Raw genomic sequence first — 11,642 nt, 5'->3', positions numbered from 1 at the left:
CCCACGCACGGTCGGGATTACCGTGCCTGGAGCACCCCCCCCCCCCTTGTCCCCGGGGTGCCCCCCCCCCCCTCCCCTCCCCTCCCGCGCCGGGCCACCGGAGACGGAGCGACCTCTGCACGACATGGAAGGAGCTGACCGAATGCTTGGTATGCTCACCGCCCCCGTCCCCGAAGGCGGGCACGAACACCGGCGCTGGCTCGGGCTGAGCACGGGCACACCCCACGGAGGCTGCGGCATGGCCCTTGACGACGCGTCCGCGGAGTTCCAGGACTTCTTCGAGCGCCACCACGCCGAACTGGCGCGCCTCGCCCACCTGCTGACCGGCGAGGCGCACACCGCCGACGACCTGGCCGCTGACGCCTTCGTCGCCCTCTGGCACCGCTGGGACCGTGTCCGGGGCGCCGACCACCCGGTGGCCTACGCCCGCGGCGTGGTCACCAACATGGCCCGTGCCCGCATTCGTTCCCTCACCCGCGAACGGCGCCGCGTCCACCTCTTCTGGGCAGCCCTCCCGAGCCACGCGCAGCACCCCGACGTGGATGCCGTCATGGACGTGCGCCGCGCGCTGGCGCGACTACCGTTCCGTAAACGTGCGTGCGTCGTGCTTCGCCACGCACTGGACCTGTCGGAGAAGGACACCGCCCTCGCCCTCGGGACATCCGTCGGTACGGTGAAGAGCCAGACCTCCAAGGGCATGGCCGAGCTGCAGCGCCTCCTCGGGGCGCAGGCCGCCGAGGAACTGAGCGGAACGAGGAACTGATGGAGGACCTGAAGCGCCTGCTCCGGGATGCGGCGGCGGCTCACGAGCCCGACCGGGACGCCATGCTGGCGCGCGTCCGGCACGGTATGTCCCACAGCCCCCGTCCCCACCGCCGTGCGACCGGGCCCCTGTCCTGGCCCCGCGTCACCCTCGCCACCCTTGCCTCGACGGCAGCGCTCGTGGCGGGCGGATACGTGATCGCCACCACCGTCGGTACGAGCGGCCCCGGCCGGGAGGTCGCCACGGTCCCGGCAGCGCCGTCACCCCCGTCCACGGCGGACGGCGCCCTCACTCCTTCCCGAACACAGGACGGGCCGCTCCGGTCCGACGGCTCTGTCGATCCCCACGCCAACACCTATTGGGCGCAGAGCAACATCACCCTCCGGACGGGCGCGTCCCTGGGCACGCTCACGCTGGAGGTCCGCATCGTCCAGACGGGTGGTGTGGCCTCCACCGGCGCCTGGCGGACCCTGCCCGCGGGCGACTTCACGCTGACCACCACCGACGGGGGTGGCACCCTCACTTACCGGTGGACCCTCAAGCCAGGCCGGACCGTCCCCCCGGGACAGCACATCTTCGCCGTGCAGTACAACCACGCCCCCGGCTCGCGAGTCGCGACCGCCGATGCCTACGTCGCGACGGCCACCACGACGAAGGGGCAGCGGTACACCGTCACCGGAACGTTCCGCGCGGCGGCGGGCGCAGCGGGCTGACGGGGCCGGGCACGCCGTGGGCCACGTCGGGCGGGCCCTCCCCAGGCTCGCCCCCCGCGCCAGAAAGTGGATCCGAGGGCCCGGGAGCTGCACGACGACGTATCTCCCGTGCTCCCGGGCCCCCTTCTCCCATCGATTCACGATGGACGATTTACGGGGTCCAGTCGCCCATCCAGTCCGAGACCTCCTGGGACGCGGCCTGGGGGTCGGTCAGGTGGGGCCGGTCGGTGCTCTTCGGACCGGCGCCCGGACCGGTGTTCATGTACTCGGCGAAGCGGTCGTCCTTCCAGGAGAAGCCGCCCATGTCGCTCCAGGGAGTGCGCTTGATCGCGGCGCTGAGGGTGGAGTTGCGGACGGTGGTCTGAGGGTCGGCAGTCTTGTCGCCGCCGGGATGCCAGTTCCGGCCCAGATAGAAGGAGGACGCGGTCACGTCACCGTTGACCGTGGAGCGGTTGATGAGGATGCCCTTGCGGCCCGCCTGGGTGCTCGGGGCGGTGATGTAACCGGCCGACGTACCGTTCCAGCGCTTCTTGAGTGTGATGACCGACTGGTCGATCACAGCGGTGGCACGGCCGAAGACGAAGTCGACGTTGCCGACGATGTAGGAGTTGGTGACGTACACGCGACCGGGCTTGTCCTTCGCCGCGGTTTCCAGCTCCAGGGTGTCCTGGTCGCCGGTGACGATGAGGCCGTCCAGCACGATCTTGTCCGCGGTCGTGAGCAGGGCGACCGCCTGGTGGTCTTTCAGGGACTGGTGCGCGGCCTCGTCGAAGTCGTTGGAGACGGTGAGGTTGCGCAGCTGGGAGTCGTCCGACCGGATGGCGACCGTGGCGCTGCCCGGAGTGCCGTAAGGGCCCGAACCGTCCGGCTTCTGCATGTCGGCCGCGTTGCCGTACACGATCACCGTGTCCTTGCGGCTCGCGCCCGAGCCCTGGATGGTGATGTGCGGCTTGCTCGCCGGAACGTTCACCATCTCGCGGTACGTACCCGGCTTGACCGAGATGACCACGCGGGAGGGATTGCCGACGGGTACGGCGTCCACCGCCGCCTGGACCGTCTTGTACTGGCCGGTGCCGTCCTTGGCGACGGTGAGGGTCCTGGTGGCGGCAGTGTTGGTCGCGGCCGCCTGACCCAGGGAACTCCTCGGGCCGGCTCCGGACTTCACCAGCGCGGGCACGTTGCCGGCGGCGTCCGGTGTGTAGCCGTAGTACTTCTTCGGGTCGAAAGCCGCACCGCCGCCGCTCTCGTTGCGTCCGCTCGTGCCGGAGAAGATGTTGCCGCGCTGGACGAGAGCGGCGGTGGCGTCCCTGATCACGGGGTTGTTCATGCCCTGGAAGTAGGAGTTCTCCAGCAGCATCCGCGTCTTGCCGCGTGCGTAGTTGCCATAGGAGGACTTGATGGACGTGCCCGGGGCGTCTTCCAGGAAGTTGTTGTAGAGGTGCGCGTGGGCGGCGTTGTCCGTGGACGGGTTGCGCTGCTCGGTCTCGCGGATCCAGTTGTGGTGGATCGTGATGTCGGTGACGACATTCTGGGTCCATCCGATACCGAAGGCCTTGTTGGCGTTGCTGAGCCTGTTCCAGGACACCGTCACGTACGTGCTGTCCTTGCGGACGTCGATCAGTCCGTCGGCGCTGTGCCGCAGGTCGTTGTGGTCGATCCACACATGGTGGGCGCCGTCCATCTGGATGGCGTCGAAGTCGTGCTCCTTGTCGTTCCACACGCCCTGGTAGGAGTCCCTGATCGTCAGGTTTCGGATGATCACGTTGTGAACGCCCTGGCCGAGGAAGAAGCCGCCGCCGACGATGTGCCCAAGGTTCCCGGAGCCGATGATCGTCTTGTTCGAAGCGACCTTGATCTCCTTGCCGACGGGAGCCATGTTGATCGTGCCCGAGACGACGATGACGTACGGTTCCGGGGCAGTGGCGTACTTCTCAAGGTCGGCGAGCGTCCTGATGGTGACAGTCCTGCCACCCCGACCGCCGTACGTACCGTTCTGCCCGAGAGCGTTGACCGAGGCGAACCCGTCGGCGGCGGCGGTCGCCCAAGCCGGAGCCTCCGCCGCCGCGGCCTTCTCCTCGTCGCCCACTCCCAGTCCGAACACGGACCCGTACGCCAGAACTCCGGAAGCGGCCAGCACCAGCGGCACGCCGATGGCCAGGGCCCGTTGGGGTCTGCGATGACGGGCCGTGCGGTGGGTCGAACGCATATAAAGTTTCCGTTCCGTGAAGAGGGGCGATCGGTGTCGGGTTGCCGCCGGGGCTCGAAAGGTTGCCGTGCTCGTCGAAGAAACACGCAACGGTTGTCAGCGGCGCGTGCAGCGGTTGCGCGTTCGGCCCGGCCCGGGCCCGACCGGAGGAAGACGCCACCAGCCGAGAACAGCCGATGTCGCTCCTCGTCGTACAGGTCGGCTCCCTGAGAACGAGGCCGACGTGTGGGCGCCGGGGCTTCGGCCGGGCGGGTTGTATCCGCTCGGAACGGGCAACCACATCCGGCCGGAGCGGTGCGCTGAGCTGCGCCGGACGGGTCACGACCGGCCCACAACAGATCCGGAGACGAAGGTGCGGCGAAATCCCCGCCGTGGGTCGTGGAGTGCGGAGTTCATCCGACGCCGGTGGTCTCACCGCAACTCCGTGCGGACCACCACAGCACCGATATCACCCGTCTCACGGCCATGGTGAAGGCCCGCGGCGGGATCCGGGCCGCTGGGTGGGGCGATCGGGGCAAGGCGGTCGGTTTCCGGGGCGGTATGACCGAGCAGGAGAGGGGCGGAGGCGCGGGGCAGGTGTGCGGGCGGCGTACGTGTCAGCGCCACCTGCTGCACGAGGACGGCCAACGGCTACGGCGCCGAGGACAGGCTTCACCGCACCGCAGCGGAACGAGAGGCGGAGCGGTGGTGGGTGGGCGGCGCCTCCGCGGATCACGCGGGCCGGCACCCTCCCGACCAGCACTCGGCGACATCCTGAGCAAGGGAGCGGTCTACAGGGGGCGTTGGGACGCCTGGCCGACGGAGGGGTGGCTGCCAGGCTTCGCGGCGCGCTGCCTGGTCGAGTGCGGGGCGACGACCGGCAGGCGCTACGGAAGTCAGCGTGGTTTCCAGCGCCGAGTCGATCTGGAGTGAGCGAACCAGTTCACTCACGCTCTTCATTCCAACCGGGTGTCACCCGCGCTGGAAGGTGTCGGCCGCCTGCCGCAGGCGCAATGGCTCCAGCGTGTCCAACTGTCGCTGGGCGCGGTTGAGGAGGTCGTCGAGCCGCGTGGCATCCAGGCGTTCGTCGGTGTCGGCCACTTGCCGCAAGGTACGCCAGCCTGCGGCCTTCCCCTCCACGCCCAGGCGCAACAGTTCCAGCTCCACCATGGAAGTGAGCGGAGAACGATGTACGAGCCGTCCGTTGGGCTTCAAGCGGCCCACCGTCTCGGCCAGGGCCCCCGCGGCGACCTTGTAGCGGCGTACGGGGATGTCGAGCCGACGCATGATCTCCAGCAGGGCCACCCGGTCCTCGGCGATCTCGACGGCGACGGGGCGTACGGCGTCGGCGAGCCCCGGAGCGCGCTCGGAGTCGGCCTCGGCCAGAGAACGCGCCCGGCGCACGCCCAGCGTGGCACCGGCAAGGTGATCGTTGAGATAGATACCGAGCAGGTCCGTGCCACTTCGGTTCGGGCGAGCGCCCATCGGGTCGTTCCCTTCAGGATCGGCGGCTTCTCAGCTCTCAGCCGTTCAGACGGTTACGAAGGAGTTGCTTGCCCAGTTCGGCCCCTTTGCGGCTGTCCGCCTGTGCGCGACGGAACAGATCCGCGACTTCGGTGTCCTTGTCGCGCTCCGCATCCTGAATGTATGTCTCCAGGCGCAGTGCGTTGCTCAGACACGCTTCGACGTACCAGACGAGGTTGTAGTCCTTGCCCGGAGTCCCGGTAAGACCGCTGGTGTCGTTCGTGCCGGCCATATGAGCCTCCGCTGCTGTGGGCTACGGCATCCGCCTACTCGGCGTTCGGCGGGGCCCCAGTACCCCGGCCACGCCCACCAAACGACCCGGGCCGGACGAGTAGCCGATGGTCCCTGCCGAAGGCTTCTGGCGATCCGGTACCGCCGACCCGTCTCACGATGCTCGGAAAGTCGGCGCGGAGTCGGGAGCTGACGCGTCACCCACCGGCAAGTGCGGTCTGGTTCAGCCCCTGGAGGCGTGAGGCTGACACCGTTCGCACCAAGCCGAGCTCGCAACCCCTGTGGTCACTGGACGGTCCACTCCCAGGATGCGGCCTTCATGTAGTCCTCGTCGGTTGTCACGTTCGTAGCCCAGGCGAGTCGGGCAGGGGGGTTCGACTCGTCCCCGGCGAAGACCGTGCAGAGGGTGCGGGTCTCGCCAATGTCCCAACCCATGTAGATGGGTGGGACCTCGCAACCACCGTCGACATATCCCGTGTGGACGGTCGGCCGCTCCGCGACTTTCACGCCGTTCATGTCGAGGGCCGCGGCATGAGCTCCAAGGTCGGGGTTGGCGACCTGCGGCTTACCTGCCTTCAGCGTGTACGTGATGTACACGAAGTACGGCGTATCGCCCTTGAGTTCGCCCGGGCTGACCGTGTCCCAGTGCAGGGACTTCGCCTGCTCAGGCGTTCCTTTGACGATCTTCTTGGCCGTCACCTCGAACTTCCCGCCTGCGGTGTTCGCGGGTTCGTACAGCTTCGGCGCCGGCTGGCCCATCGTCAGCGCGGGGCCCCACTCCCACTTCGCGGACGGACTCGCGGACGGGCTCTCCTGGCCGGTCTCACCCTTCGCCGCCCGGCCCTCGGAAACACCGGACTTCCCGCCCCCTCCGTCACCGCCGCAGGCGGTGAGCGTGAGTCCGAGGACGGTGACGAGAACCCCGTACAGGGCCTTGGAGCGGCGGTGCATGCACTCTTCCTTCTGCCACAAATTCCGGATGCGGGGAGGAACAGGAGCCTGAGCATGCCGAATCCCCCCGTGGCCGCGCTGCGCGCGCGTCGTGTACATGCTAAGTGCCTCTTCGTGGCGCCCGTCCACCTGGCCTGCAGCGCGTAGGGCCCGCTGGGGGCACGGCGCAAGCCAGGGTTCCCGATGAGCGCAGCCAACGCCGGACCGTTCCAGGCGCAACTGCCCGGGCGAACCGGGCGAGGCGAAGTCGCGGGCCTCATGAACCCCGGCCGGGAGAACCCCCGCCTGTACGGGAGGCACCTGATCCTGCTGATCGAGACGACGCCGGCCGACGTCGTCCACCCGCACACGACCGCCGAGTCGTACCCCGACTTGACCATCGGCACCGATCCCGGACCCGGTCGGCTCAGTGAACCCACCCGTACCACTCCGCTAACATGTTCGAGCTCGCGGTGATCGCCCTCATCCTGTCCTTCACCGGAAAGCATGCTTTCGGCGCGAAGAGTGATGAAATCCCAAAAATCGACTAACCGATTGAGACCGATAACATTGCGGGTGCTTTCACGAATAGACGACCGATCGGAGTCCGCCGCGTGGCGTCAGCCACGGGTGATGCTGTGGACTTCGGCGGGTGTGGTGGCTCTCGGATTCCTCGTCGCGTTGGAGATCGCAACGCGTCACTACGGCATACCGGGGCCGCTCACCAACCAGGCGCGCGAGGTGATATTCGCACCCAAATCGGGGCCGCTTCTTTACGCCAGCATGGCTCTGATGACGGTGGTGCTCACCTGGCGGCAACGACTTATCGCGGTGGGTGCCGCCATCGGCATCGACATCATCTTCTTTCTCGTGCGGTGGGCTGTTGACGCCAAGATGATGTTCGGCAACGGTGCGCTCTGGGTGATCCTGGGGTGTGCGGTCATCGCGGTCACGCGCCGCACCGGCCGGGAACGTGTCCTGCTGCTCAAGGGCGTCGGGCTGGGCCTGCTGCTGGTCGCCGGCCGCAAGACCGGTGATGCCTGGCTGCTCATCACGTGGAAGACCCGCCCGACGGTTCTCGACCAGTACGTGGCGACCGCCGATCACGCGCTGGGTAACCCGTCGTGGGTCGCAGGCCGGATCGTCGAGGCCACCGGCCCGGTCGGCGCCCATGTTCTCGACTGGGTCTACATCCAGCTCGCGGTGGGCGCGGTCGCCGTCGCGCTGTACCAGCTGCGTAACGTGGCAGTGGAGCGCCGTTTCCCGGGCCACCATCTGGTGCGCACCTTTCTGGTGATCGGCCTGCTCGGGCCGGCCATCTACATGATCTTCCCGGTGGTCGGACCGATCTTCGCTTACGGCGCCGACGGCGGTCACTGGGCGGTGGCCAACCTGTGGCCGGACACGGCGTCGCCGGTCAACGCCCCGCACTCGATGCCGTTCGACGGGATCACCCCGCGAAACTGCATGCCCAGCCTGCACACGGCATGGGCCACCGCGATCTTCATTCATTCCCGCAAGGGCCCGAAGATTTTGCAATTCGGCGGCGCGTTCTGGCTGATCGCCACGCTCGGCGCAACGCTGGGATTCGGCTACCACTACGGCGCGGATATCATTGCGGGCGTGGTGTTCGCATTCACGATCGACGCAGCGCTGCGCTCGCTCGACCGTGGCTGGGATCGCTCGGGAATCCGACTGGTCACTTATGGAGCGGTGATCTTTGCCGCACTCTTGCTGGCGTATCGCTATCTGTCCGTGGAGATGGCCGAACATCCGTGGGTGTTCGGACCGCTTCTCATTCTGGCGATGACCTCAGTGGTCTACGGCTGCGTACGGACGACCAAGCTGTGGGACGCGAAGGCCGCACCAGTGCGGCAGCCGGAACCGCAGCCGCAACCCGAACTGGTGTGAGCCGTGGTGCATCAGCAGACCCCGGTGACTCCGGCCGAGGTCAGCGTTCGGCAGGCGTGCCGGGAAAGACCGGACCGGCCGCCGGAGGAGCGAGGTCGCCCAGGGCGGTCGGTCCGTCAGGCGTGATGCCGACCCCTGGGAGTCGGCCGGCCCGCCGGCAGGCGAGGCCCCACGCCTGGCTCTGTCGAAGTCGACCGCACGGTCCGCAGCTTGAGCCAGGCGCCGTTCGCCGTCGAACCGCCCTTGTTGGTCAGGCACTTCTGACGGCGCTGAGGCAGCCACGTGGCCCGCAGGGCAGAGCCGACGGAGGGGGGGGCGAAGAAGACGTCGCCGGCAGCCGTTGTCGCAGACGCTATCTGGCCGAACCGGTTGACCTTGTGAGTGAGGCATCCGGCTGGTGGACCGGGGCAGGGCATCGGGGGCGCGATCCCTCTGTGGAAGGGCGTCGCGCCCCGGTTCTCCCGGCCCCGCAGCTTGTTGAATCTCGACGACTACGTCACGGCCATGAACGACAGCGGGATGCTCACGGGTTCGGCAACGCAGCCTTCATGCGGGTCTTCTCCATCACCGGCACGGTCATGATCGGCTCCATGACCGCGTACACGATCGACCGGGTCGACTTCCGGATCCTGGTCATCATTCCGACCCTGCTGGTCCTCCTCTTCCTCCAGCGCTACATCTGCAACGGCTTCGCCGAGGGCGCCGAAAATCGAGTGCGCAGCCGCACCGACACACGGAGCGTCTCCACGCCGAGGGGGGACGCCCCGAACATCGCGGGCCGTGCCGCCGGTCATGGCGCAGACTCGCCTGCATGGGGGCCATGCGAGCGTTCCGGGACGAGGTGGGCGCCTGGGCGGCAGACGGAAGAAGGGGGTGCCCCGCCGCTCAACCAGCATCCCGCGCCCCGGGCATCAACCGCCCCGTGCACGGTACTCGCGAGGCACGGGGCGCCGCCCCGCCAGACTTCGAGGAGGTGGCCACCCATGGCACAGTCGGTGGGCCAGACGCTGTACAAGCCCGATGCGGAGAACGAGTTTCGCGCCGGGACGCAGAGCGCGACCCGGCAGAGCGCGCCCCCGGAGACCGGGACCCCGGCGGCCGAGCTCCTGCCGAGCAGGCCCCCGCGGAGCGCGTCCCTGGAGACCGCGAACGGTGATGCGGGTCAGGCGGCGCAGCCCCGGGGCCGCACGGGCATTGCCGTCGGCGCAGTGGCGAAGATCGCGGGTTTGGCCGCCCGCGAAACTCCCGGTGTCCACGCCCCGAGCGGCGACCTCGCCCGTATGCTCAGCGCGAGGCGTGCGGCGCGGGCGGGGCGCTCGACCGTGACCCGGGGCGTGCGCGCGGAGGTCGATGAGCGGCAGACGGCCATCGACCTGGAGATCGCGGTGGAGTACGGAATGAGCATCACTGAGGTGGCCGCCGAGGTCCGGCTGAACGTTGTCGGGGTCGTGGAGCGGATGACGGCTCTGGAGGTCGCCGAGGTGAACATCGCGGTCGGTGACGTCCACCTGCCCGACCGGGTGGCGCCCGAGACCCCCGAAAGCCGTCTCCCATAGCCGCCGCCGACGTCGTGAACCTCCCGCAAGCCGTTCTGGCCGGTTCGATGAGTACGGGACTGACGGTCGGCCTGGCCCTGGCCGCACTCGCGCTTCTCGCGGCCGCGCTGGTGGCGGCCGTCCTGACCGTCCGGTTGGTCCGGGCCCGCAAGATCCTGCGGGACGCCGGCATCCCCCTGACCCACAAGGCCGCCTACTGGGGCGCGCTGCTGTACGTGATCAGCCCGGTCGACCTGCTCCCCGACCCCGTCTACCTGGACGACATAGGCGTCCTGCTTCTGGCCCTGCGCACCCTGCAGGCGGCGGCCTCGCGGCGGAGCGGTGAACCGGACTAGCGTCCGGCCTGTCAGGCAGGGGTTTCGCCGCCTGCGGGTCCGCTGGGCGGTACGGGACGACATCCGCGAAGCCCTTTCCCACCCCCGGTGGCCGACCTCAGGTCGGCTTGCGCCATACGGAGATGTGCTTCGCGGAGTCCTGGGTGAACGGCGTCCCGTCCCAGTCCGCGACGCGACGTTCCAGCTCGAGGCCGGCGATCCGTGCCATCAGGTCGAGCTCTGCCGGCCAGGCGTACCGATGCCGGGAGTTGCCGCGGCGGTAGCGGCCGTCGTCGCCCTCGCGGGTGAAGTGGTGCGAGACGAGAATCTGCTCGACCAGGTCGAAGGTGTCGAAGCCGAGATGCTGTTCAGAGACATCGAACGGCACCGCGACCTGGCCGGGAGGCAGGAACCGCAGCGGCGGCACGCCCAGCTCGATGACGAATCGGCCGCCGGGCGCCAGATGACGTGCGGCGTTGCGGAAGCATTCGACCTGCTCGTCCTGCGTGAGCAGATTCGTGATGGTGTTGTAGACGAGATAGACGAGGGTGAACTCGCCAGGGACGACGGTGGTGGCCATGTCCCCGATGACCACCGGGAGCGTGGCCTCGTCGGCCTTGCGCCGCAGGACCGCTGCCATGTGCTCGGACATTTCGATGCCCACTACCTGCACGCCGAGTTCCCGGAGCGGGACGCCCACCCGTCCGGTTCCGATGGCGAACTCCAGAGCCCGGCCGTCTCCGGCGAGCTCCGCGAGGAGAGCGAGAGTCGGCCCGAGAATCGCGGCCGAGGACATCTCGGTCTCTTCCGCGTCGTAGCGGTCGGCGCTCGCACGGGTCCATGGCTCACTACTCGTCACGGGCGGCCACTTTGCCGGGTGCCGAGGGGCGCTGTCGACGCATTTACCTTTCACCGCTCCGATCACGGGGTTCGGGGCGGTTCGGCACAGACCTTCGAGGAACTGTCCGGATCGGGGGCCACAACGTCACGGCAGTGGTGCGGCCGTTCTGCTCGGCGTAAGCGCCGACTCCCGCGGTTCCGTCCTGCGAACCGGTGCACGAACTGCCTCCGGGTTCGCCGGGGACGCGCCACACGTGAGTGATGCCGGAGATTGACCACTGCTGTTGAAGGCCGCCCATCACCTCGCGGGTGGTGTCCTCGTCGGCGGCGGTGACGACCAAGACGGGTTCGGCGATGTGCTGTTCGTCGATCCGCATGCGCTGAGAGCCTGTTTCTGAACCTCGAACCCGCAGGTCACAGCATTTCCGGGCGGCACTGCCCGCCAGGAAGCCGTTCGCTCAACCGTCTCTGTGACCGTCCGACGAACGGCTTCCCGGGTGGCTTTGTCCACGAGAACGGACCGCACTTCGACAGCGGCTCGGGAGGCACTCGGCCGCCGCAGCTGGGACGGAATGTTCATGAGTTTCGACAGCATCGTGGCGTACTCGCAGTCCGCGTCCGTCGGCCGTTCGACTCGTCCGACCGGTCAGGAGGGCGCGCCGGCCAGGACTTCCA

The 11,642-nt window shown here is 68.6% G+C and carries 12 protein-coding genes; 6 read left to right on the top strand and 6 right to left on the bottom strand.

Annotated elements, in window-relative coordinates; all coding sequences use genetic code 11:
- Nucleotides 1-238 precede the first annotated feature (238 nt).
- Together ACZ499_RS14635 and ACZ499_RS14630 are read left to right on the top strand one after the other, a co-directional pair.
- Complete coding sequence (locus tag ACZ499_RS14635) at nt 239-763, top strand: SigE family RNA polymerase sigma factor (RefSeq protein WP_468675462.1); 525 nt, start codon at nt 239-241, stop codon at nt 761-763.
- Nucleotides 763-1,476: a hypothetical protein gene (locus ACZ499_RS14630; protein ID WP_468675054.1), complete on the top strand. Its 714-nt coding sequence runs from the start codon at nt 763-765 to the stop codon at nt 1,474-1,476. Before ACZ499_RS14635 ends, ACZ499_RS14630 begins: the two co-directional genes overlap by 1 nt.
- A gap of 151 nt (nt 1,477-1,627) precedes the next feature.
- Here ACZ499_RS14630 and ACZ499_RS14625 read toward each other — a convergent pair whose 3' ends face one another.
- The 4 genes from ACZ499_RS14625 to ACZ499_RS14610 form a co-directional block, all read right to left on the bottom strand.
- Complete coding sequence (locus tag ACZ499_RS14625; protein ID WP_468675052.1) at nt 1,628-3,682, bottom strand: pectinesterase family protein; 2,055 nt, start codon at nt 3,680-3,682, stop codon at nt 1,628-1,630.
- Between the two features lie 951 nt (nt 3,683-4,633).
- The gene (locus tag ACZ499_RS14620; protein ID WP_468675050.1) at nt 4,634-5,146 is read right to left on the bottom strand and encodes a hypothetical protein; all 513 of its coding nucleotides are present in this window, start codon (nt 5,144-5,146) and stop codon (nt 4,634-4,636) included.
- A 37-nt stretch (nt 5,147-5,183) separates the two neighbouring features.
- Entirely contained in the window at nt 5,184-5,417 is a 234-nt protein-coding gene (locus ACZ499_RS14615; protein ID WP_468675047.1) for a hypothetical protein, read from the bottom strand.
- 284 nt (nt 5,418-5,701) lie between these two features.
- A complete protein-coding gene (locus tag ACZ499_RS14610; RefSeq protein WP_468675043.1) occupies nt 5,702-6,367 on the bottom strand; it encodes a hypothetical protein in 666 nt (221 codons plus the stop codon).
- A 183-nt stretch (nt 6,368-6,550) separates the two neighbouring features.
- Between ACZ499_RS14610 and ACZ499_RS14605 the strand changes: the two genes are divergently transcribed.
- The 4 genes from ACZ499_RS14605 (at nt 6,551) to ACZ499_RS14590 (ending at nt 10,148) form a co-directional block, all read left to right on the top strand.
- Nucleotides 6,551-6,823 (top strand): hypothetical protein, encoded by a 273-nt coding sequence (locus ACZ499_RS14605; protein WP_468675041.1) that lies wholly within the window; start codon nt 6,551-6,553, stop codon nt 6,821-6,823.
- A gap of 156 nt (nt 6,824-6,979) precedes the next feature.
- Nucleotides 6,980-8,257, top strand: coding sequence for a phosphatase PAP2 family protein (locus tag ACZ499_RS14600; RefSeq protein WP_468675039.1), 1,278 nt, complete (start codon nt 6,980-6,982; stop codon nt 8,255-8,257).
- A gap of 983 nt (nt 8,258-9,240) precedes the next feature.
- Nucleotides 9,241-9,813 (top strand): Asp23/Gls24 family envelope stress response protein, encoded by a 573-nt coding sequence (locus ACZ499_RS14595; RefSeq protein ID WP_468675038.1) that lies wholly within the window; start codon nt 9,241-9,243, stop codon nt 9,811-9,813.
- Between the two features lie 47 nt (nt 9,814-9,860).
- Complete coding sequence (locus ACZ499_RS14590; RefSeq protein ID WP_468675036.1) at nt 9,861-10,148, top strand: YkvA family protein; 288 nt, start codon at nt 9,861-9,863, stop codon at nt 10,146-10,148.
- A 97-nt stretch (nt 10,149-10,245) separates the two neighbouring features.
- On the opposite strand, the gene ACZ499_RS14585 is transcribed toward ACZ499_RS14590, so the two are convergent.
- Both ACZ499_RS14585 and ACZ499_RS14580 read right to left on the bottom strand, forming a co-directional pair.
- Nucleotides 10,246-10,986, bottom strand: coding sequence for a class I SAM-dependent DNA methyltransferase (locus tag ACZ499_RS14585; protein WP_468675034.1), 741 nt, complete (start codon nt 10,984-10,986; stop codon nt 10,246-10,248).
- A gap of 43 nt (nt 10,987-11,029) precedes the next feature.
- Nucleotides 11,030-11,344: a DUF6207 family protein gene (locus tag ACZ499_RS14580; protein WP_468675031.1), complete on the bottom strand. Its 315-nt coding sequence runs from the start codon at nt 11,342-11,344 to the stop codon at nt 11,030-11,032.
- Between the last annotated feature and the right edge of the window lie 298 nt (nt 11,345-11,642).

It is taken from the genome of Streptomyces sp. NPDC031265, assembly GCF_055570295.1.
The sequence above is the reverse complement of the archived record's forward strand: the minus strand, read 5'-3'. Positions and strand labels throughout refer to the sequence as shown.

Bases quoted from the DNA above. Each gene is read 5' to 3' on its own strand.
- ACZ499_RS14590 (WP_468675036.1), top strand. From the start codon at position 9,861: ATGAGTACGGGACTGACGGTCGGCCTGGCCCTGGCCGCACTCGCGCTT.
- ACZ499_RS14595 (WP_468675038.1), top strand. From the start codon at position 9,241: ATGGCACAGTCGGTGGGCCAGACGCTGTACAAGCCCGATGCGGAGAAC.
- ACZ499_RS14605 (WP_468675041.1), top strand. From the start codon at position 6,551: ATGAGCGCAGCCAACGCCGGACCGTTCCAGGCGCAACTGCCCGGGCGA.
- ACZ499_RS14610 (WP_468675043.1), bottom strand. From the start codon at position 6,367: ATGCACCGCCGCTCCAAGGCCCTGTACGGGGTTCTCGTCACCGTCCTC.
- ACZ499_RS14635 (WP_468675462.1), top strand. From the start codon at position 239: ATGGCCCTTGACGACGCGTCCGCGGAGTTCCAGGACTTCTTCGAGCGC.
- ACZ499_RS14630 (WP_468675054.1), top strand. From the start codon at position 763: ATGGAGGACCTGAAGCGCCTGCTCCGGGATGCGGCGGCGGCTCACGAG.
- ACZ499_RS14615 (WP_468675047.1), bottom strand. From the start codon at position 5,417: ATGGCCGGCACGAACGACACCAGCGGTCTTACCGGGACTCCGGGCAAG.
- ACZ499_RS14625 (WP_468675052.1), bottom strand. From the start codon at position 3,682: ATGCGTTCGACCCACCGCACGGCCCGTCATCGCAGACCCCAACGGGCC.
- ACZ499_RS14580 (WP_468675031.1), bottom strand. From the start codon at position 11,344: ATGCGGATCGACGAACAGCACATCGCCGAACCCGTCTTGGTCGTCACC.
- ACZ499_RS14620 (WP_468675050.1), bottom strand. From the start codon at position 5,146: ATGGGCGCTCGCCCGAACCGAAGTGGCACGGACCTGCTCGGTATCTAT.
- ACZ499_RS14600 (WP_468675039.1), top strand. From the start codon at position 6,980: ATGCTGTGGACTTCGGCGGGTGTGGTGGCTCTCGGATTCCTCGTCGCG.